This window comes from Massiliimicrobium timonense (assembly GCF_002160865.1).
Lineage (GTDB): Bacteria > Bacillota_I > Bacilli_A > Erysipelotrichales > Coprobacillaceae > Allocoprobacillus.
In genome coordinates, this window is the sequence record NZ_NFLJ01000018.1 from 34,995 (window position 1) to 55,585 (window position 20,591).

Below are 20,591 nucleotides of genomic sequence, written 5' to 3' on the forward strand. Positions count from 1 at the left end.
TGAAGTGATGATAAAAAATATGATAGAATATGGACGTTTTTAAAAGAAAGGATTCAGATTATGAGTAAAGTTAATCAATTAGGTAATTATAAAGGGATTGAAGTGACAATTTCTTCACGTCAAGTCAATCAAGAAGATGTAGAAAGAGAAATTCAACAGTTATTGTCACAAAGAAGTCAACTTGTTGAAAAAGATGGAACAGTTGAAAATGGTGATGTCACAACAATTGATTTTAAAGGATTAAAAGATGGCGTTGCTTTTGATGGAGGGACAGCTGAAGGATATCAGTTAGAAATTGGTTCTGGTTCTTTCATTCCTGGTTTTGAAGAACAAATGATTGGTATGGCCAAAGGAGAAACAAGAGATTTAAATCTGACTTTCCCAGAAAATTATGGGGCAAAAGATTTGGCTGGAGCAGATGTTGTTTTTCAAGTGACAGTTCATCATATTGCTTCAAAAGTCAAAGCACAGCTTGATGAGGAATTTGTAAAATCATTACAAATTCCAGATGTGGAAACAGTAGATGATTTGAAGATGAAAATTCGTGAAGGTTTAGAAAATCAAAATATTCAAGCTTTAAATGCTGAAAAAGAAAATAAAGTTTTAGGTGTATTAATTGAAAATAGTGATGTAGAAGTAGAAGATGAAGATATTCAAAGAGCTTTAGATCAACATGTTCAGTATGTAACAAATGAATTAGCAAAACAAGGAATGGCTTTAGAACAATATCTTCAAATGATGTCAATGGATCAAGATGCTTTACATGCTCAATTAATGCCAGCTGCAAAACAACAAGCTATTTTTGAAGCAATTATTGATGAAATTGTTAAAGTTGAAAACTTGATGACAAGTGATGAAGATGTTGATCGTCAAGTTGATTTAATGGCACAACAATATCAAATGGATAAAAAAGATATTTTAGAAAAAATTGATTTAGAAGGATTAAGACGTGATTTAAATCGTATTCAAGCAAGTCAATTGATTTTAAACAGTGCAAAATTTATAGTAGAGTAAGATTGTCTAAGGGCAATCTTTTTTAATAAGAGTTTCATTTAAAAATGATATTTTCTGTGTATATCGTTTAATAGAATCTATTTCTCAAACAATTGGACTTCAAAAAAGTTAGACTGTTGATACATTGGCAGGAAAAAATGAAATCATCTGTATAAATTTGTAGAAAGATGAGATATTTTTATGAAATTCGTCAATATTTGACTTCTTTAATATGACAGAAATCGGATGATTATAAGTTTTGGGTGAATCAAGATTCTGTCATTTATGATTGTAATATATTCTCGTAAGCATAAACCATTCATTGAGTTTTAGCAAGATTCATGACATCTTACATGATATGATTACTTTGCAACAAAAGTTTGATATGTTTATTATTTTGAGATATTTAAATATCCACAAAAAATTCACTTTTTCTCCACAAAATATACAAATTTATTTGCATAATTATGAATGTGGAGGAATGATATATATGAAAAAATACTTTGTATTTTTAATGACTATTATCATGTTATGTGGATGTACACATAATAAACAATACGACAAGGATTTTCAGGTTGGATTTATTATAACAACTGAAAAGAAAAAAGATTCTGATATTGTTTATTTGGACAATGATCTTAATGAGATTTATAGACAAAATGAAAAATTGCCGACTTTAGGTGATTCTATGAATATTCCAATGATTAAAGATGGTAAAATGACTCTTGTTCCTAATGGATTGTATCTTGATAATAATGAACAAAAAGTTACATCGTTAGATTTTAAAACTGGGAAATTGGAAACGTATGACGTTCCAAAATTTAATATATTAAATGCAATAATTAAAAATGATTATATACATTAAATAATAGTAATGGTATAGAATATCTAACATTATCAGATAAAAAAGGTCATATAATAAAAGAAATAACGGATAAAGATTATATTATGACTGAAATTCTTGATTATAATGATAAAATATTAGTATTTAAGAGCATAAATAATGAAGAACATATTAAATCATATATATGTGTTTATGAGTTGAATCTTCATTTGATAAAAGAAATCAATATTTCTGATTATGGTTATAGTCAATCAAAAGCAATAATACATAATCATAAATTATACTTTGTTAATTCTTCAGATAATAATCATTCAATTGGAATCCTTGATTCAGACAATGAGCAATTAGAAAAAATAGAACTAGATATGATTCCTAATGAAATAGCCATTTTTAAAAATAAATTATATGTATCTTCTGGCATTCACAGTCAACCGGGTAATAAAATTTGTATTATACAACTCGATGATAGAAAAATGAAAATCGTAGAGGTTAATACATTTATTGATAAAATGATTTCTAACCAAGATGGTATATATACAATGTATTCAGAAGATGGAAAAATAGATATTAGAAAATATGATTTGGATTCATGTAAAGAATTATACAAAGCAACATTTCAATATGATAGCAATACACCATATTATCCATCAGTGTTATTTTCTAACCAATAAAATAAATTAAGCTGTATCAACGAAAATAAAGTATATTTTCGAAGGTACAGCTTTTTAATGACAATGAAAAAGGTGTATCAAATCATAATTAAATATCCATAGCAAACTAAGAAATTTTAAAAATAATAGTATCTATCTTTATTAAAATGAAAATATTTTTAAACAAAATATAGAACTTACACATTATTGTGCTAAAACTGTTTATAAAATAGCTAAAGCTTTGGATTTAACAGTAGAGTATTTAATAGAAGATACTTTAAGATGTGATTTTGAGTTATTTAAAAGTAATGTTTGTCATAAATTCAAGGAATAACAGATACAAACTTTGTTGTAGAGCTTTTAGAAAGTAATCAGATTAGAATTGATTATGAAAAAAATGGTATCCTGATTTTTTTATTTATTAGCGACTTTGGATTATATTTCTAGAATAAATAATATTCCTCTTTGCAAAGAATATAACGATATAAAACAGAATAAGCTTAAAGTCGTACTTTATCCAAGTAGTATTATTGCTATGTCTTTAGCAATGCAAGATGAAAGTTTCAAAGAAAAAGCAATGATTTTTTTCATCATTGCTTCTCAACCATTTTTAATATTTCTTCTTTTAAAACTGAAACCATATCTTCTTGTTTTACTTTTTTAATAATTTCTCCTTTTTTAATAAGCAGTCCTTCTTTAACACCACCAGCAATACCAATATCTGCATGTTTGGCTTCACCTGGACCATTGACAGCACATCCCATAATCGCAACCGTAATATCGCTATGAATGTTATTTAAGAAATCTTCAATTTCATTAGCGACAGGAATGAGGTCGTATTGAATACGTCCGCATGTTGGGCATGATACCAGTGTAGGCACATGATCAATCAGTTCTAATTCTTTGAGTAATGTTTTGGCAACTTTGATTTCTTCAACGGGATCGGCACTTAAAGAAACACGAATTGTATTTCCAATTCCCTGATAAAGTAATGTTCCAATACCTAAGCTTGATTTAATCGTTCCGCCAAGCTTTGTTCCTGCTTCCGTAACTCCTATATGTAATGGACAATCAAAAGTTTGACTGGCAAGAGTATAAGCTTCTATTGTGAGTAAAGTGTTAGATGATTTTAATGAAATCGCATAATCATGAAAATTGAGTGACTCCAAAATATCAACGTGCTTTTGAGCACTTTCAATCATCCCTTGTGCAGTTGGTTTGCCATATTTTTCTAAAATATCTTTTTCCAAAGAACCACCATTGACACCAATGCGAATAGGAATATGATGTTTTTGACATGCTTCCACCACAGCTTTGATTTTATCCATAGAACCAATATTACCCGGATTAATACGAATTTTATCAATACCATTTTCAATAGCTAATAAAGCTAAACGATAATCAAAGTGAATATCGGCAATTAATGGGATATGAATTTGTTTTTTAATGTCTTGAATAGCATAAGCATCTTCTTGATCAAAGATAGCAACTCTTACCATTTCACAACCTGCTTTTTCTAATGCATGAATCTGTTGAACTGTTGCTTGAATATCTTTTGTTTTGGTATTGCACATAGACTGGATAATGACATGATTATTTCCACCCATTGTGATATGACCGACTTGAAATGATCTTGTTTGTGTTCTTAACATAATCTTACCTCGTTTCTTTTTTTATTATACACGAACTTCTTTAAAAAATAAATGAGTTGTAATGGAATCTTACTAAGTGCAGATTTTGACATCAAATTATCTAATAATGATTACGTTCAGTATTTTATGAATAAATATGATATAGTGTAAAAATAGGAGAGGATAATTGTGGTAGATTTAAAAGAAATATTGGATTTTAAAGATCAACATCTTGTGGATGAATTATATAAAAGATTAAAGGAAACAGAAGAATATGAGCATTTAGAAGAAGTTTATGTTGACATCACTCACAAAAATAAGACAAAAATGCAGATGTTTCAATATCAATATGCAAAGATTATTCAAAGAGTATGGGATGTATTGAATATTATTGGGTGGATCTTTTTTGCATGTCTTTTTATTATATGTGGTGCATTTATTAGTGCTACTTTTGTGAATTCTATTTTAACTACAAGTCATGTTTTTGATGGAATTTATCAGTTTTGTTTTGATTTAGGTGTTTCGTTACAAAAAACTGTTTTTCCTGCATTATCAAATCTTTTTAATTATACAGAGCAATCAACATCATTTTTGTTTTGTGTTTTAGGTTTAACAATCCTTTTGATTTTGTTTTATACATCATTATATATATGGAGTCTTTTTAAAAAGAACGATACTAAGAAAAAGAAAAGAGAACTAAGTTTAAAAGATAGCTATCATTATCTCAATTGTTGTGAAGATGATACATGGTTATATATCAAATCATCATTTGAAAAAATGATTCATAAAAGACATCGTAAGGATTTTTTTGAATTTTATTATCAAGCTTATCTTTTGATTGCAAAACATCATGAAGATATGAAAGGAACAATCAAAGATTTAACAAAACATGAACAGATGATTTTATGTTTAAGAACATGCACCAATACGATCAAAAATATCTTAGGAAGTATGGCTATGCCAATGTATATTTCATTTGCTTTGCTGATCTTTTATCAGCAAAATTTTAATGCAGTCAGTAACTTGAAACTTAAAACAGTTTTAGAGATGATTCCATTCGGAAATATTTTCTATAGTTGTTTAGATATATGTTATCATATTATGTCATACTTTCCTGTTTCTAAGTATTTTGCAGCGATTGATTTAGAATTAGCAATGGTTATTTCTTTTTGTATATGTATGATTGTTGTTTGGAGTTTATATACAATTTTAAAGACTCGTCTTCAAGAAATCAAAAGACAATATTTACGACGTATTCAATTTTATTTGAAACAACATCAAGGTATTTATAAACCAAAACAGAAATATCCATCTGAATATTTATATGGGGTGCAGTTTACTTTCTTCTTGTTTTTTGTAGGAATAATGATAGGGATATCTCAGTTTTTTATTGCATCTCTACCTTATCCTTTAGAGGATATACGTATTATTATGGAACATCGACAAAACGTTTTAAGACAAATTCAACCCTATGTTGAAAAAGAAAATCATATTTTAGGAAATTGGAATGAGTATTTTTCAGATACATATGCAACAATTGATTCACTGACAGATATACAAGTGACAGGTACACATAATCGACCATATTTAAAAATATATACTTATTATACACAAGAGGATGCTAAAAAAGCTTTTATGAGTGAACAAAATCAATATACACATCATGGAAAAGATCATGAAGTTCAATATGTTTATTCATCTAAAGGATTTATGATTTTAGATCATACATCACTTATGAAGATGAAAAATGATCAAGATCTTATTGGAAAAAGATTAAGTCAAAAAGAAATCAAAGCATTGATGAAACAGATGGGGTATGTCGTTAATGAATAAAAAAATATAGAAAGCATACAATACATTGGTGATTATTATGGCTGTTTTATTGTCTTTTTTAGAGTTTTTAGTAGGAACACTTTTACATTTTCTTTATGATTTTTTTCCTTATCCTTTTATAGCTATTTTTTCAGCAACGAATGAAAGTGTTTTTGAACATTTAAAACTATTTGTTTACCCAATGTTATTAGGTTATTTATGGATTTATATTTTCAAGGATATTGATATCAAAAAATATATGAAAGCTATGTTTTATGGCCTTTTGAGTGGTTTACTCTCTTTGTTATTCATTTATTATTTTGTTCGTTATGGTTTAGGGATAGAGAGTCTTGTTTTTGATATTTTATTGTTGTTGACTTCAATCATTGTAGGAAATAGTCTATCTTATTATGTCTATTTCTATGTTGATACATCATCATGGATTATTTATGTTGCCGCTTTTGTTTTATTGATGATTTTACTTGTTTTAGGGACTTTTTATCCTTTGGATATACCGTTATTTCAAGAAGAAAAAGCAGTGGAAACACTGCTTCAGTCATTAATAGAATAATATAAAAAGAGCATATAATTCAATAAGAAAGCCTAAAATACGTCCAATTTGAGTGCTTTTAAGATAACCCAATTTTTGATAAGTTTCAGGTGTACAAAAGGGAAATAAAATGAGTGTCATTCCAAGACATAACATGCCACATCCAGTTGTAATATTCTTTTGAAAAGGTAAAAGAGATAAAGCACTTGTGAATAAAAGAAGGTGGAGTCTGATAAATATGACTTCATTCATAAGAAAGAGATATAAAGAAAATAACACAAATTTATCTAAGTGCATAAAAAGAAGTGGTAGATTAAAAAGTCTACCACTTTATGATAAAGTGCTTGATGAATCATCTAAGACAATGTTTTCAAATTCATTAAGAATTGTTTCAAAATAATGGAAAGCATCATCATATAGCTGATCTTCTAATGGATTGACTAAAGCATCTTTTAAAAGATCCACAGGGTCCTTGCTGCCACCAGATTTTAAGAAGCGAAGATAAGCTTCTTTTTGTTTTTCATCACCATTTAATAAACGTGACACAATCGCTAATGCGACAGTCATACCAAGAGTATACTTATAAACATAATAATTATAATAGAAATGTGGAATATAATAACAAGAATAACCCACATATTCATCCATTGTGATTTCTGGCCCATAATACTCAGCATTCTTTTTGTCATACAAATCTGTTATCATTTGTGATGACATTGGTTTTCCTTCTTTGGCCCATGTGTGTAAAATATGTTCAAAATCAGCATACATAGGTTGTCTAAAAATTAAACCAACACAGTTTTCTAAAAGTTCATATAGGAAATAGGCTTTTTCTTGAGGTGATGAAGCATGTTCTAGCATATAGTTGATTAATAGTGTTTCATTCACTGTAGAAGCCACTTCCGCCACAAAGATACGATAATCACAATTGACAGGTGATTGATTGTGACATGATAAATAAGTATGTGCACTATGTCCTAATTCATGAATCATGGTAGAGAGTGAATTATAATCTCCAATAAAGTTCATTAGAATATAAGGATTTGTATCATAACATCCACTTGAATAAGCACCAATGCGTTTACCTGAGTGTGGATAATAATCTATCCATCTTTCTTCTTTGGCTTTTTTGATGATATTGACATAGTCTTCTCCAAAGATTTTAACAACATCTAAAATAATATCGAAACATTCATCAATTGTATATTTCTTTGTTTTGTATTGAACCAAAGGAATATTGAGATCGTAATTATACATTGTTTCTAATTTTAAAACTTTCTTTTTTAAAGCATTATAACGATGAAATAAAGGACGATATTGATTGTTTGCTTTATCTAAAATCTTAAAGAATAATGATGTTGGAACATTATCATCAAATAGACTGGCTTCTAATGGTCCATCGAATTTTTTCACATCTGCATAGAAAGCATCTTTTTTCATGACTCCAGAAAGTGTAGCAGCATAAACATTTTCAAATTTCTTATATTCTTTAAAGAAGTTATGATAAGCTTCTTTTCTGACTTCAGGGTTCTTATTTTTAAGAAATTCAGTTAAAGTTGCACTATTCAATGTTTTTTCTTGACCATCAATATGAACAGGGTCATAGTCTAGTCTTAAAGCATCAAAAACTTGTGATGATATATCTGCAATCGTAGATGTTTTTGATACCAATGTTTCTAATTCCTGTGATAAAACATGTTTCTTTTGACGTAAAATTTCTTGAATTGTATAACGATAATCACTTAATTGTTCGTCTTGTAAATACTGTGTCACTTTTTCACTGTTTTCAATCATCATGACAGTATAGAAATCTAATGACGAAGAAACTTGATCATAGAATGACAAAATTGCAGCATACATTGTCTGGTATTCTTGATTGTTTGGTTCAACATCACAATGAAGATGTGCAAAACAATGTAATTTCTGGATATAACGTGATAACATTGTTTCTTCTTGATGAAATTTTAAGAATTGATTCACATCTTTTAAGAATAAATCTTTTTGTTGTAGTAGTGAAGTGAGCAATTCTTTTGCTTTATCTAAATCTTTATAAAAATCTTGATGATGAGCATAAATAGGGGATAAATCCCATGTATATTGGATATCTATATTTTGACGTTCCATAATTTCCTCCTTTTCAATATACATCTATGATAAAATGAACGGATTGAAAAGTCAAACTGATAACTCAAAATAAAACATATCTTCAAATTTTTGATCTAAGGCAATACATAAAATTAAGGCAAGTTTTGCGGTAGGGTTAAATTGACCATTTTCAATGGAAGAAATAGTTTGTCTGGAAACACCAACAATCTGAGCTAATTCACTTTGAGAAAGTCCTTTTTCATTTCTCATTTCTCATTTCTCTTAAACGATTTTTAAATATTAATTTTTTATTCATATTAAACTCCGACCATGATAGATATATATTGATAACCATTGATAAGACACAGAACAATTAAACTAAGACCGCATAAAAGATAGAGTTTATTTTTATCATACCATCCACGCATACTTAATGATAGTCCAGCCATTGGCATAATTAAAATGTAAATAGTATAGTACACTGCAGGAATTTCTTGAAATTCAAATGAAAAGAATATAAATGTAAAAGCCACAATCATAATAAAAGACATTCCTTTCAATAATGCTTTTCTTTGACATTGGATTTGTCTTTCATCTCTTTCGTGACGATATAAATCAAGAATTTTATTTTTATCCATATGTTTCACCCACCAAATTAATAACCAAAGATAACTTATAGAAAATATAAAGAGAATAAGAAAAATAAGTCCAATATATAAGTACTTAGATAAATGTAGATAATAGTAGTAAGCTAGAAAATATGATGAAAGAAAACTGAGTAGAAGAGTCGTTGTTGTATAAAAGATTTCTTGTTGAAAAGATGTAAAAAAGGATAATATCATTATTAAGAAGCATAAAATGATAAAAACTGATATTAAAATGGGAATTGTTTTTTGGTCAAGAAAAAAATCATATTCTTTATTTATTGTTTTTTGATTTTTTTTAAAATATCTTCTTTATTCATTTTATCACCTCTGACAAGTTTTCTTTACACTTTTATTTTAGAACATAAATGAAAGTGTGTCAGGAAAACTTGACATATTAAACAAATAAAAAACTCTATCTCATTAAGCGATAGAGTTTACTAATTTAGCTAATTTAGATTTTTGTCTACTAGCATAGTTTTTATGATGAATTCCTTTGCTGACAGAAGCATCTAATTTAGATGCAGCTACATTATATGCAGCAACTGCAGCTTCTTTATTTCCAGCTTCAACTTCAGCTCTTACATTTTTAATTGCTGTTTTTAAAGCACTTTTATAAGAATTGTTGATTAAACGTTTTTTGTTGTCGTTTTTATAACGTTTGATTTGTTGTTTCATGTTTGCCATTCTTTTTCACCTCGCTTTGACTTATGCTTTGTTATTCTATCAAAAATAGATGATAAATGCAATGTTTTATTGATAATTGATTAGATTTTTTTTGTTTTGGTAATGCTTATTATGGTGAGAATATGAACAAATATTATACACGCAGTGATTTAGCGATTGAATCATTAGCCTATGCAACAAAAGATAAGGATTATAAACATAATCAAAAAAAGGATGGAAATGTCACAATTGAAATCTTTGAGATTTTACAGACAAGTTCACTTTATCCTCATGATATTGGAAAATATATCGAAATTAGTTTTCCAGACTATCAAGAATATGAAACAGTGTCTAAACATTTTCAAAAACAGTTATCACAACTTATTAAGGATAAAGTCAAGAAAATTGATCCACTGATTTTATGGATAGGATTGGGTAATCCAACATTAACGAGTGATGCGATTGGACCACGAACATTACATCAAATACGTGCCACACATCATTATCCTATTGAAGAAAGGCATCGTCATCAATATTATGATACTATGTGTATTGCACCCGGAGTGATGGCACACACAGGAATGGAAACAGCTAATATTTTACTTTCTTTGATTGAAGAATTTCAACCTGATCTTGTGATTGCGATTGACGCTTTATGTGCGCAAAGTTATGAAAAAATCTGTCGTGTCATTCAAATGAATAATGTGGGTATATATCCAGGAAGTGGAATTGGCAATCATCGTAAAAATATAAGTGAAGCCACAATGGGTATACCAGTTCTTGCGATTGGTGTACCAACAGTTATTCATGTTTCAAGTCTTGTCAGTGATGTTTATAATTTATTGGAGGGCTATTTTAAAGAGTCTTTAGACCCGTCTACAGCTTTAAAGGTAGGAAAAAGAAAAAGGTATGAGGGACGACTTAATGAAGTGCAAAGGCGTTTAATTTTAGGTGAGATAGGACAACTGAGTGAACAAAAGCGAATACAATTATTAAATGAAGTTTTAAATCCTATTGAAGATCAGTTTATTATGAGTGATAAACAGATTGATTTTGATATTGAAATGTTAGCAAAACTATTATCAACAAGCATCAATGAGTTAACTTATTAGGAAATTCAAAATGAATTTCCTTTTTATGTACTAAAAAGAACTTTTTTTGCATATATTTCATTGTATAGTTAAAAGGAGGGAAGGATTCATGAATAAGAATATGAAAATTGTTTTAAAGCTGATTGTGGTGATTGTTATTTTATTGAATCTTCCTTTTCAAAATATTTATAGTGAGAGTGTCGAAAATGTTGTTTCATCATTAACAACAACAAATGTCAAAAAACAGCTTAATGGAAAATCAATTTATATTTATAATACGCATCAAGGTGAGAAATATGCGACAAAGTCGGTTAAGGAAGGGAGTCGTTATTTAATGCAATTATTGGAAAACAAAGGATATGAGGTAGATTATGAAACAACGGATTTTGAGTTGTATAAAACTAAAAATCATATAGATTATGCAAAATCATATACAGTATCACAAAAATATTTATCACAGGCTGTCAAGGAACATGGTGAATACGATTTGGTTATTGACTTTCATAGAGATTCTATTAAAAAAAGTTTATCTACTATAACAGTAGATAATAAAAGTTATGCTAAACTCATGTTTGTAGTAGGAAAAGGAAGTTCTCATTATAGTGAAGTTAATAAGCGTTGTGAAAAACTGGCTGATATGTTGAATGAAAAAATTCCTAAAATATGTCGAGGTGTTTATCTTAAACAAAGTCATTATAATCAAGGTGTCACTGATAATATGATGTTAATAGAAGTGGGAGCAAATGAAAACACATATGAAGAAGTACAAAACTCATTAAATATTTTAGCAATGGTTTTAGATGAATATTTGAGTGCATGAAACAGTTTTGGATTGATTTATGTTGTGTCTTACTTCTAATATGTGTCATCAGTCTGTTTTTTGGTGATCATCAAGTTTCGCAGACATTGTTTGAAAGAGAAATTCAGCAGTTTGAAGAAGATGTCGCTTCACAAAAAGAAATTCAATCACCGATGACTTTACAAGATACAAGCGATAATCAAATTTCTTCTTTAATGAAAACAACAAGTCAGTTTTGTGTCAATGTGATTGAATTTTTTGCCAAAATATTTTCTGATTTTATAAGTTTGTTTTTATTGAAAATAATTTATATTCTTTAATGGTTATAGATGGAATCCTTTATTTTGAATGAAAGGATTCTTTTTTTATAAGGATATTAAAAAGTGTTTATTCTTGAAAGATAGAGTTGCCAATAAACTCAGCTAAAATGGATATTTGAGGAACATCAACTTTGGCAGCTATAAAATAATCTAAGAGTTTATAAAGACGATGTGCTTCTATATATTCTTTTTCCTTTGGTGATACTTGTAATAATAATTTTTGAACAATAGGTTTTAAGATGGCTAATTCATAGACCATAGATGTATTAAAAATAACATCTGCCTGTTCCTGATAAGGGTAAATGTACTGTTCTTCACCTTTTTGAACATTTTTCCAGCGACGGATTGTTTCTGTCGCATCAGCATTTCTAAACTGATAATCTCTTGCTATACGGCGAATGAGGCGATAATCTGATGTCGGGATACGATTATGATTATCATAATTGAGATGAGTTAAAGCATTAATATATATTTTCATTTTCATATTTTCGGGAATATAGTATGACGTACGAGGATTCAGTCCATGAATGCCTTCGATAATAAGAATTTGACGTGGAGATAATACAGTAGGCTGCTGGTTGTATTCTCTTAATCCTGTTTGAAAATGATAATGTGGTAAGTAAACGGGTTTATGATGTATCAGTTGAAGCATTGTTTCATTGAATAATTTTAAATCTATAGCTTCAATGTTTTCAAAATCATAACTACCATCTAGGAGGCGTGGAGTCTGTGTTCTGTTTAAATAAAAATCGTCCATAGAAATTGTGATAGGATCCATTCCTAAGATTTTTAAATGAATACCTAAACGTTTAGAAAATGTTGTTTTACCAGCAGAGCTGGGACCAGCAATTAAAATCATTTTTAAATGTTCTTTTTCTTTCGCAATATATGATGCCAGTTCAGATAACTTCTTTTCAATCATCGCTTCTGACATTAACATCAATTCATTGGTTTGACCATTCATAATCTTTTCATTCATTTTCGCAACATTAGCCACATCAATAAGTTTACCCCATTCTTCATATTCTTTCATGACTTGAAAGAGTTTATAATGTTGAAATGTGACATCATAACGTCCTAAGCGTAATCCTGGAGCAAAGAATTGAAGTGAAATATCGTGAAGATAAGAAGCATCTGGCAGCATGAAACCATAAAAATAGTCATAGATACCTTCCATTTCATAAATGCTGCATATATCTTTTGAACGATATTGTAATAAATCGGCTTTATCTTCTAAATGATTCTTTTTCAAAAAATCAATGGCTTGATTTTTTGGTAATATATGACGAGTTATTTTTGCTTTTTTATGAATGATTTCTAACATTTTTTGTTTGATCTTATTGACATCCTGTGGTGTCAAACTTTCATTTTTTTGAATAGAACAATATAATCCATCTTGAAATGTAAATTCAATATGTATATTTGCATTTTTAAAGAGATGTTTGACTGCAACAATAAATACAAAAGTCAAAGTTCTTTCATAGATTTGTTTACCGATCATACTATCTTTTTTAACCCATTCAATGGATGCATTTTTTTCAATCCTATATGTGAGTTCACATAGTTTTCCATCAACAATTCCTGCATAAATTGACTGATTAGAATCATATGTTTTGATAATGTCTTCTAAACGCATGGGTTTTTCTATTTCAATCTGTTGATTTTGAATATTTAATAACATAGTTTCACTTCCTTATTCATATCTTAACATGTTTTGATATCTATTGACATCTTTCTTTTGATGGTTAATACGTTTATTTTCAATAGGGATGAATTATAGTTGATGATAAAATATATTTTCAATAAAACTATTTTTTTTGTATAATAGAATACGTTAGAAAAGAAGGAGGAAAAAATATGTCAAAACCATTAATATTACAGACGGATTTTGGTTTAGTTGATGGAGCTGTCAGTGCTATGTATGGTGTTGCATTTAGTGTCGATGAGAATTTAAAGATATTTGATTTAACACATGATATACAACCTTATAATGTATGGGAAGCTTCTTATCGTCTGATTCAAACTGTGAATTATTGGAAAGAAGGGAGTGTTTTTGTTTCGGTTGTTGATCCTGGTGTTGGGTCTTCAAGAAGAAGCATTGCGGTTAAAACAAAAGGTGGGCAATATGTGATTACACCTGATAATGGAACATTAACACATATTAAAAAAATAATTGGAATTGAAGAAGCAAGAGAAATTGATGAAACTAAAAATAGATTACCTCATTCAGGGGAAAGCTATACTTTTCATGGGAGAGATATTTATGCCTATACTTCTGCTAAGTTAGCAGCTGGTATTATTTCTTTTGAAGATATTGGTTCAAAAGTGGATGTGGCTTCTATTGTTGAGTTAACGACAATTCCAGCAACGATGGATCATGATATCATCAATGGAACGATTGATGTTTTAGATGTTCGTTTTGGTAGTCTATGGACAAATATTCCTAGAGAGATGTTTAAAAAGTTACATGTGTCTTTTGGTGAACGTGTTGAGATTTGTATTGAACATGAACATCGCATTGTTTATAAAAATATTTTAGTTTATGCAAAAAGCTTTGCTGATGTATCAACAGGAGAAACATTGTTATACACAAATAGTTTAGATCATATGGCAGTCGCTATTAATCAAGGAAGCTTTGCAAAAGCTTATAACATTGGGACGGGTATTCATTGGAAAATCAGCATTCGTCGTGCACCTAAAGTAATTTATGAATAACAATGAGGCTTGTTAGAGATAAATTTATTGACAAAAAAATGAGAAAGATTTACTATTTTGTTGTATTTTAAAAATAATTAAAAAGAGAGGGGCGTGTCTTATGAGTAAGAAGACAACTTTAGAAAAATTTATAGGTGTTTGGAATACAAAAACAATTGTAGGGGTTGCCATTGGGGCAGCATTATTTGGTGTATTGATGAATTTTGGTTCAATTAGAATCTTTACAAATACCAGTTTAACAACAGCTATGGTTGTTCCTGTTATTGTTGGGGGATTATTTGGACCACTTCCAGCTGCAGTCGCTGCGGGAGTAGGAAATGTAATTGCTGATTTAATCAGTGGTTCAGGTTTCTGGTTTGACTGGTCTATTGGAAATGCATTTTTAGGATTGTTTATTGGAGCACTTCCATTATATGGGGCATATATTGAAGATGGTATTTTTGAAGTCAAACATATGATTATTTATGCTATTCTTTGTGTGATTGGATGTGGTATTAGTTTTGGATTGGTGACACCATTCTTTACATATTTATGGTATGGTGGAGAATTAACAATTACTTTATATCAATCTGTTGTTGGGTCTATTTCTAATATTATTGTTTTATTGGTTATTGGTATTCCAGTTTTAAAAGTTTTAGCTAGTAGAAATTCTCGTGGTCGAAACTTAAAAGCTGAATAATGAAAAAACCTGTCATTGAATTTAAAGACTTTAGTTTTCGATATAAATCTCAAACTGAAGATACTTTAAAGCATATTAATCTAACGATTTATGAAGGAGAAAAAGTGTTGTTACTTGGACCAAGTGGTTGTGGGAAATCAACACTTGCTCATTGTATCAATGGATTAATTCCGTTTTCATATGATGGGGAATGTCAGGGATCTTGTAAAATTGCTAGTTTGGAAGTTGTTCAATCTAGCATTTTTCAGTTAAGTAGTCAAGTTGGAACAGTTTTACAGGATTCTGATGCTCAGTTCGTTGGATTGTCTGTTGGTGAAGATATTGCATATGCACTGGAAAATGAGAATATGCCACGAGAAGAAATGATTCCACGTGTATATCAATCAGCCAAAATGGTAGACATGCATGAATTCTTAAATCATGTTCCTTATGATTTAAGTGGTGGACAAAAACAGCGTGTTGCTTTAGCTGGTATCATGCATGATGATGTGAAAATATTACTGTTCGATGAACCTTTGGCGGCTTTGGACCCTATGATGGGAAATGATGCTATTGATTTGATTGACCGTATTTATAGAGAACAAAAGAAAACAGTTGTGATTATTGAGCATCGTTTAGAAGATGTTTTATATCGTCATGTTGATCGTGTCATTTTACTGCAGGAAGGAAAAATTATTGCTGATATGACACCTGATGAACTTTTATTAAGTCCATTGTTAAAAGAAAATGGTATTAGAGAACCTTTATATATTACAGCATTAAAAAATGCCGGATGTCAATTACAGCCTGATCATATTAGTCATATCCAGGATATTGATCTTGAGCCTTATCGTCAACAGCTTATTGATGATTTTCATCAGTCAATACCATCAAAACCTCAAGAGCCACAAGATGTGATTATTGAGGTAAAAGATTTATCTTTTGCATATCAGTCTGATCATCAGATCCTTGACAATGTTTCTTTTGAGATAAGAAAAGGTGAAAAAATTGCCATTGTTGGAAAAAATGGTGCTGGTAAAAGTACAATCGCTAAACTCTTATGTGGTATTTTAAGACCAACAAAGGGACAAATTTTGTTGAAAGGTCAAGATTATATGCAATATTCCATTAAAGAAATAGGTGGAATGATTGGATATGTGATGCAAAATCCTAATCAGATGATTGTCAAAGATATGATTAAAGATGAAGTGGCTTTAGGTTTGACATTGCATGATTATTCAAAAGAAGATATTGAAAAGAATGTTGAAGAAGCGTTGAAAATGTGTAATCTCTATGCGATGAGAAATTGGCCTGTTTCTGCTTTGAGTTATGGACAGAAAAAGCGTATGACAATAGCTTCTATTTTAGCAATGAAACCAGATGTGATGATTTTAGATGAACCAACGGCAGGGCAGGATTATCGTGTCTATACGGAAATTATGACGTTTTTAGATTATTTAAATAAAGAATATGGAATCACAATATTATTCATTACTCATGATATGCATTTGGCAATTGAATATACAGACAGAGCGATTGTCTTTAGTGAAGGAACTTGCATTGGTGATGATAGTGTCTTTAAAATATTAAGTGATGAGGATATTATTCAAAGAGCTCATTTGAAACAGACATCTTTATTTACTCTAGCAAAACGCATAGGTCTTCCTTGTGATGCATTTACACAACATTTTATTGAACATGAAAGGATGAACCGTCATGAATAATTTCATCATTAATCTGATTCCCGGTAAAACTTTTTTACATCAGTTGTCCGGAACAACAAAAGTTCGTTTATTCTTTGTTCTCATTGTATATTTAATTATGTCTTTTGATTTAAGATTAATTCTACCGGTTTTTATTTTAGGTATCATTGGATTGATTTCATTAAGACCTAAGTTAAAATCAGTACGATATATTATTATCTTTGTTGTTGTGATGAATTTGGTGAATATTCTTTTATATTATTTAGCGAATCCTCATTTAGGTATGCTTTATTTTGGTCATGAAACTATCTGGTTTCAATTTAATGATTATTATATTGTGACTTATGAAGAAGTCTGGTTTTTATTATCAAGATTTTTAAAAATGATTGCGTCTTTCTTGATTTCTTTAGATTTTATTTTAGCGATTACACCAAGTGAATTTGCAGCTGGCCTTTACTCATGCAAAGTTCCATATAAAATTTGTACAATTGTAGAAATGGCTTTTCGTTATATTCCTGATATTGCCAGAGATTATCAGAATATTAAAGTTTCTATGCAGGCACGAGGAGTCGAACTGGATCCTAAGAAAACAGGACTACTGAAACGTATTAAACAAAATATTTTGATTTTAATCCCTTTAGTCATCACTTCTTTTGATCGTATTGGTAATATTTCTAATGCTATGGATTTAAGAGGATTTGGTAAAGGAAAGAAACGTAGTTATTATGCAGAACATGAAGAAACACCAAATGATAAAAAAGTGAAAATTGTTTATATTTTATTAGGATTATTTGTTGTAGGATATATTATTGGGAGAATATTTTTTAATGTATCTGAAGTTTGGTATCCATTTTAACAAGGAGGAAGAAAATGAAACCATGTATTGTATGGCAAACTGATTTTAGTTTGGATTGGCCTTTTGTCGCAACAATGAAAGGTGTTTGTAAGCAAGTAGATGCTTCTTTAGAATGTGTTGACAGTACACATACGATTGAAAAATTTAATGTTTTAGAAGCAAGTCAACAATTAAATTATGTAGAGCCATTTTGGCCAAAAGGAACAGTTTTTGTTTCTGTTGTTGATCCAGGTGTTGGAACACCTAGAAAAGCCAGTGTTGCTTTATTAAAAGATGGGAATTATGTAGTCACACCAGATAATGGAACATTAACACATATGTATTATAATATTGGTATTGAGGCAATAAGAGAAATTGATGAAACAAAGAATCGTTATCAGGGAACAGAAAGTGTATCTGTTTTCCATGGTCGAGACTTATTTGCTTATACAGCTGCAAAACTAGCGAGTGGACAAATCACATTTGAAGAAGTGGGGGAAAGTTATTCTCTTGATGATATTGTTTTATTGGATTATGAATATTTAAAAGCTGATGTGAAAAATGAAGATATTCAAGGCATTGTTTCTAATGTTTCTGATCCATTTGGAAGTATTGTTTTTAATGTTTTGACTGAAGACTTTAATCGTGTTGGTTATCATGAAGGAGATTATATTCATGTTGTTTTAGAAAATGAACAAGGTGTTTATTTTGATGAAACGGTTCCTTATGCGAAATCCTTTGGATTTGTAGATATTGGACAACCTGTTATCTTTAATTCTTCATCTAATTATATTTCGATAGGATTAAATCAAGGAAGCTTTAAAGATGTTTATCAGGTGAAAGCTGGACTTCAGTGGAAAGTTCAATTTCATAAAGTTGATTAATAAAAATAAATTTTAAAGCTGCATTCTGAGATTTGTTGATAAAGGAATGCAGTTTTCTTATGTCTATGATTATTTGAATTTGTTATTTCATCATAAGCTATTATGTATAATATGGACTTGTCAAAATGTTTTGACAAGGTCAAAAACAGGATGTCAAAGAAATTAGATAGAATGAAAAGCCTCAATGGATTATTATGAAGTTGTCAAGGAGGGAATTGAATGCAAGTTGGAAATCAAATTAAAAAATATCGTGATCAATTACATTTGTCACAGGAACAGTTAGCTGAGAAAATTTATGTAACGCGACAGACAATATCCAATTGGGAAACAAATAAAAGTTATCCAGATATTCATAGTTTGGTTTTACTAAGTCAGATTTTCAATGTCTCTATTGATCAATTAGTGAAAGGAGATTTAGAAATGATGAAATATCAAATTGAAAAAGAAGAAGTGAATAAGTTCAATAAAAATGCTGTTATTTATGGAGCTTTATTACTTATCGCTGTTTTATCACTTGTCCCATTATGGACTTATTTACAAGCTGCAGGTATCTTTATTTGGATACTGATTTATGGAGTTGCTATTTATTATGCATTTCAATTAGAAAAGCAAAAGAAGAAATATGATATTCATACCTATAAAGAAATCCTGGCATTTACGGAAGGAAAAACATTAGATGAAATTCAAAAAAATCAGGAAATAGGGAAAAGACATTATCAAACATTTTTGTTAGTAGTGGGTGTTGGGGTAGCGTCATTTTTTATCACTTATATGATTGCATATCTTTTGCAAATTTAAAAAGACCAAAAGGTCTTTTTTGTTATAGGCTTTAATTTTCATGAATATAAATTTGACTAACAACACTATTAACTCTTTATTTTACTTTTCATTTAAAAAATGAGTTATAATATATAGATAATTATCATATCTATAAGAAATGAAAAATAGATTTCAAAAATCAAGAATTGGAGTATAATGTTCTTATGTGAATGAAAAAGGATGTGATAATCTTATGGTATTAATGAAAGGAAGACCGATAGATATAGAGAATAGATTAAAAAAAGAAATCAAGGTTTATGATTTATTAGATTCTCTTTCTATAGAATATATGCGTGTTGATCATGAGAGTGCTATGACCATGGAAGACTGTGTGAAAATTGAAGAGGAATTAGATGCAGCAATATGCAAAAATTTATTTTTAGTCAATTCTAATAAGAGTCAATATTATTTATTGATGTTATTAGGACATAAAAAGTTTAAAACAAAAGATATATCAAAACAGATTCATAGTTCAAGGTTAAGCTTTGCGAGTGATGATAAAATGCTTGAATATCTTGATATAACGCCTGGCTCAGTGAGTGTCATAGGATTAATCAATGATACGGATTGTCATGTACAACTCATTGTAGATGAGGATATTCTCAAAGAGGAATATATTGGTTTTCATCCTTGTATCAATACAACAAGTATGAAAATAAAGACAAAAGATTTATTTGAGAAAGTCCTGCCTTCTATTAAGCATGATTATTATATCATTCAATGTTAAAAGATGTTGTGAAAAAATGAGGAAGATAGAGTTTTTATTTATCTTTCTCATTTTTTATTGATATAATATTACCTATGAATATGTGCTATATTTTAACAACAAATATGATATTCTTTTTATTTATTTTCTTGATTTTTATTGGCATATTTTCTTGAGTCTTTTTGT

21 protein-coding genes are annotated in these 20,591 nt (G+C 29.3%); 15 read left to right on the forward strand and 6 right to left on the reverse strand.

Annotated elements, in window-relative coordinates:
* The first annotated feature begins 60 nt into the window (after positions 1 to 60).
* From tig to B5E75_RS07315, 3 genes are all read left to right on the forward strand, one after another.
* Positions 61 to 1,014: a trigger factor gene (gene tig, locus B5E75_RS07305; RefSeq protein ID WP_087358097.1), complete on the forward strand. Its 954-nt coding sequence runs from the start codon at positions 61 to 63 to the stop codon at positions 1,012 to 1,014.
* Between the two features lie 469 nt (positions 1,015 to 1,483).
* On the forward strand, positions 1,484 to 1,858 hold the full coding sequence (locus B5E75_RS07310; RefSeq protein WP_087358098.1) for a hypothetical protein: 375 nt from the start codon (positions 1,484 to 1,486) through the stop codon (positions 1,856 to 1,858).
* 83 nt (positions 1,859 to 1,941) lie between these two features.
* Complete coding sequence (locus B5E75_RS07315; protein WP_087358099.1) at positions 1,942 to 2,508, forward strand: hypothetical protein; 567 nt, start codon at positions 1,942 to 1,944, stop codon at positions 2,506 to 2,508.
* Positions 2,509 to 3,077: 569 nt separating this feature from the next.
* Here the strand turns inward: B5E75_RS07315 and ispG are convergent.
* On the reverse strand, positions 3,078 to 4,139 hold the full coding sequence (gene ispG, locus B5E75_RS07320) for a flavodoxin-dependent (E)-4-hydroxy-3-methylbut-2-enyl-diphosphate synthase (RefSeq protein ID WP_087358100.1): 1,062 nt from the start codon (positions 4,137 to 4,139) through the stop codon (positions 3,078 to 3,080).
* A gap of 168 nt (positions 4,140 to 4,307) precedes the next feature.
* Between ispG and B5E75_RS07325 the strand changes: the two genes are divergently transcribed.
* Positions 4,308 to 5,951 carry a hypothetical protein gene (locus tag B5E75_RS07325; RefSeq protein WP_087358101.1) on the forward strand — a complete coding sequence of 548 codons (1,644 nt, stop codon included), beginning with the start codon at positions 4,308 to 4,310 and terminating at the stop codon, positions 5,949 to 5,951.
* Positions 5,952 to 5,988: 37 nt separating this feature from the next.
* The gene (locus B5E75_RS07330) at positions 5,989 to 6,501 is read left to right on the forward strand and encodes a DUF6512 family protein (protein ID WP_087358102.1); all 513 of its coding nucleotides are present in this window, start codon (positions 5,989 to 5,991) and stop codon (positions 6,499 to 6,501) included.
* A 309-nt stretch (positions 6,502 to 6,810) separates the two neighbouring features.
* On the opposite strand, the gene pepF is transcribed toward B5E75_RS07330, so the two are convergent.
* The 4 genes from pepF to rpsT all read right to left on the reverse strand — a co-directional run bounded on the left by pepF (position 6,811) and on the right by rpsT (position 9,896).
* Positions 6,811 to 8,604 carry an oligoendopeptidase F gene (gene pepF / locus B5E75_RS07340; RefSeq protein ID WP_087358104.1) on the reverse strand — a complete coding sequence of 598 codons (1,794 nt, stop codon included), beginning with the start codon at positions 8,602 to 8,604 and terminating at the stop codon, positions 6,811 to 6,813.
* 51 nt (positions 8,605 to 8,655) lie between these two features.
* Entirely contained in the window at positions 8,656 to 8,835 is a 180-nt protein-coding gene (locus tag B5E75_RS07345) for a helix-turn-helix transcriptional regulator (RefSeq protein ID WP_087358105.1), read from the reverse strand.
* A gap of 47 nt (positions 8,836 to 8,882) precedes the next feature.
* Positions 8,883 to 9,203: a DUF6442 family protein gene (locus B5E75_RS07350; protein ID WP_087358106.1), complete on the reverse strand. Its 321-nt coding sequence runs from the start codon at positions 9,201 to 9,203 to the stop codon at positions 8,883 to 8,885.
* A gap of 429 nt (positions 9,204 to 9,632) precedes the next feature.
* The gene (rpsT, locus tag B5E75_RS07355) at positions 9,633 to 9,896 is read right to left on the reverse strand and encodes a 30S ribosomal protein S20 (RefSeq protein ID WP_087358107.1); all 264 of its coding nucleotides are present in this window, start codon (positions 9,894 to 9,896) and stop codon (positions 9,633 to 9,635) included.
* Positions 9,897 to 10,018: 122 nt separating this feature from the next.
* Here rpsT and gpr point away from each other — a divergent pair, with 122 nt between their 5' ends.
* The 3 genes from gpr (at position 10,019) to B5E75_RS07370 (ending at position 12,085) form a co-directional block, all read left to right on the forward strand.
* A complete protein-coding gene (gpr, locus tag B5E75_RS07360; RefSeq protein ID WP_087358108.1) occupies positions 10,019 to 10,987 on the forward strand; it encodes a GPR endopeptidase in 969 nt (322 codons plus the stop codon).
* Positions 10,988 to 11,075: 88 nt separating this feature from the next.
* A complete protein-coding gene (gene spoIIP, locus B5E75_RS07365; RefSeq protein WP_087358109.1) occupies positions 11,076 to 11,786 on the forward strand; it encodes a stage II sporulation protein P in 711 nt (236 codons plus the stop codon).
* Entirely contained in the window at positions 11,783 to 12,085 is a 303-nt protein-coding gene (locus B5E75_RS07370) for a hypothetical protein (protein ID WP_087358110.1), read from the forward strand. Before spoIIP ends, B5E75_RS07370 begins: the two co-directional genes overlap by 4 nt.
* 67 nt (positions 12,086 to 12,152) lie before the next feature.
* On the opposite strand, the gene B5E75_RS07375 is transcribed toward B5E75_RS07370, so the two are convergent.
* Entirely contained in the window at positions 12,153 to 13,766 is a 1,614-nt protein-coding gene (locus B5E75_RS07375) for a nucleoside kinase (RefSeq protein ID WP_087358111.1), read from the reverse strand.
* A 176-nt stretch (positions 13,767 to 13,942) separates the two neighbouring features.
* Here B5E75_RS07375 and B5E75_RS07380 point away from each other — a divergent pair, with 176 nt between their 5' ends.
* From B5E75_RS07380 to B5E75_RS07410, 7 genes are all read left to right on the forward strand, one after another.
* Positions 13,943 to 14,800, forward strand: a complete 858-nt coding sequence (locus tag B5E75_RS07380) for an SAM hydrolase/SAM-dependent halogenase family protein (protein ID WP_087358112.1) — start codon at positions 13,943 to 13,945, stop codon at positions 14,798 to 14,800.
* Between the two features lie 100 nt (positions 14,801 to 14,900).
* Entirely contained in the window at positions 14,901 to 15,479 is a 579-nt protein-coding gene (locus B5E75_RS07385; protein WP_087358113.1) for an ECF-type riboflavin transporter substrate-binding protein, read from the forward strand.
* Positions 15,479 to 17,182: an ABC transporter ATP-binding protein gene (locus B5E75_RS07390; protein ID WP_087358114.1), complete on the forward strand. Its 1,704-nt coding sequence runs from the start codon at positions 15,479 to 15,481 to the stop codon at positions 17,180 to 17,182. The genes B5E75_RS07385 and B5E75_RS07390 overlap by 1 nt, the downstream gene beginning before the upstream one ends.
* Positions 17,175 to 18,017, forward strand: a complete 843-nt coding sequence (locus B5E75_RS07395) for an energy-coupling factor transporter transmembrane component T family protein (protein WP_087358115.1) — start codon at positions 17,175 to 17,177, stop codon at positions 18,015 to 18,017. Before B5E75_RS07390 ends, B5E75_RS07395 begins: the two co-directional genes overlap by 8 nt.
* Before the next feature lie 14 nt (positions 18,018 to 18,031).
* Positions 18,032 to 18,880 carry an SAM hydrolase/SAM-dependent halogenase family protein gene (locus B5E75_RS07400; protein WP_087358116.1) on the forward strand — a complete coding sequence of 283 codons (849 nt, stop codon included), beginning with the start codon at positions 18,032 to 18,034 and terminating at the stop codon, positions 18,878 to 18,880.
* 219 nt (positions 18,881 to 19,099) lie between these two features.
* Positions 19,100 to 19,678, forward strand: a complete 579-nt coding sequence (locus B5E75_RS07405; RefSeq protein ID WP_087358117.1) for a helix-turn-helix domain-containing protein — start codon at positions 19,100 to 19,102, stop codon at positions 19,676 to 19,678.
* Between the two features lie 214 nt (positions 19,679 to 19,892).
* Entirely contained in the window at positions 19,893 to 20,426 is a 534-nt protein-coding gene (locus tag B5E75_RS07410; RefSeq protein WP_087358121.1) for a prolyl-tRNA synthetase associated domain-containing protein, read from the forward strand.
* Positions 20,427 to 20,591: the final 165 nt, after the last annotated feature.

Bases quoted from the DNA above. Each gene is read 5' to 3' on its own strand.
- ispG (WP_087358100.1), bottom strand. From the start codon at position 4,139: ATGTTAAGAACACAAACAAGATCATTTCAAGTCGGTCATATCACAATG.
- B5E75_RS07395 (WP_087358115.1), top strand. From the start codon at position 17,175: ATGAATAATTTCATCATTAATCTGATTCCCGGTAAAACTTTTTTACAT.
- B5E75_RS07380 (WP_087358112.1), top strand. From the start codon at position 13,943: ATGTCAAAACCATTAATATTACAGACGGATTTTGGTTTAGTTGATGGA.
- B5E75_RS07410 (WP_087358121.1), top strand. From the start codon at position 19,893: ATGGTATTAATGAAAGGAAGACCGATAGATATAGAGAATAGATTAAAA.
- B5E75_RS07385 (WP_087358113.1), top strand. From the start codon at position 14,901: ATGAGTAAGAAGACAACTTTAGAAAAATTTATAGGTGTTTGGAATACA.
- pepF (WP_087358104.1), bottom strand. From the start codon at position 8,604: ATGGAACGTCAAAATATAGATATCCAATATACATGGGATTTATCCCCT.
- B5E75_RS07405 (WP_087358117.1), top strand. From the start codon at position 19,100: ATGCAAGTTGGAAATCAAATTAAAAAATATCGTGATCAATTACATTTG.
- spoIIP (WP_087358109.1), top strand. From the start codon at position 11,076: ATGAATAAGAATATGAAAATTGTTTTAAAGCTGATTGTGGTGATTGTT.
- B5E75_RS07400 (WP_087358116.1), top strand. From the start codon at position 18,032: ATGAAACCATGTATTGTATGGCAAACTGATTTTAGTTTGGATTGGCCT.
- B5E75_RS07345 (WP_087358105.1), bottom strand. From the start codon at position 8,835: ATGAGAAATGAAAAAGGACTTTCTCAAAGTGAATTAGCTCAGATTGTT.
- B5E75_RS07315 (WP_087358099.1), top strand. From the start codon at position 1,942: ATGACTGAAATTCTTGATTATAATGATAAAATATTAGTATTTAAGAGC.
- rpsT (WP_087358107.1), bottom strand. From the start codon at position 9,896: ATGGCAAACATGAAACAACAAATCAAACGTTATAAAAACGACAACAAA.
- tig (WP_087358097.1), top strand. From the start codon at position 61: ATGAGTAAAGTTAATCAATTAGGTAATTATAAAGGGATTGAAGTGACA.
- B5E75_RS07375 (WP_087358111.1), bottom strand. From the start codon at position 13,766: ATGTTATTAAATATTCAAAATCAACAGATTGAAATAGAAAAACCCATG.
- B5E75_RS07310 (WP_087358098.1), top strand. From the start codon at position 1,484: ATGAAAAAATACTTTGTATTTTTAATGACTATTATCATGTTATGTGGA.
- B5E75_RS07330 (WP_087358102.1), top strand. From the start codon at position 5,989: ATGGCTGTTTTATTGTCTTTTTTAGAGTTTTTAGTAGGAACACTTTTA.
- gpr (WP_087358108.1), top strand. From the start codon at position 10,019: ATGAACAAATATTATACACGCAGTGATTTAGCGATTGAATCATTAGCC.
- B5E75_RS07350 (WP_087358106.1), bottom strand. From the start codon at position 9,203: ATGGATAAAAATAAAATTCTTGATTTATATCGTCACGAAAGAGATGAA.
- B5E75_RS07390 (WP_087358114.1), top strand. From the start codon at position 15,479: ATGAAAAAACCTGTCATTGAATTTAAAGACTTTAGTTTTCGATATAAA.
- B5E75_RS07370 (WP_087358110.1), top strand. From the start codon at position 11,783: ATGAAACAGTTTTGGATTGATTTATGTTGTGTCTTACTTCTAATATGT.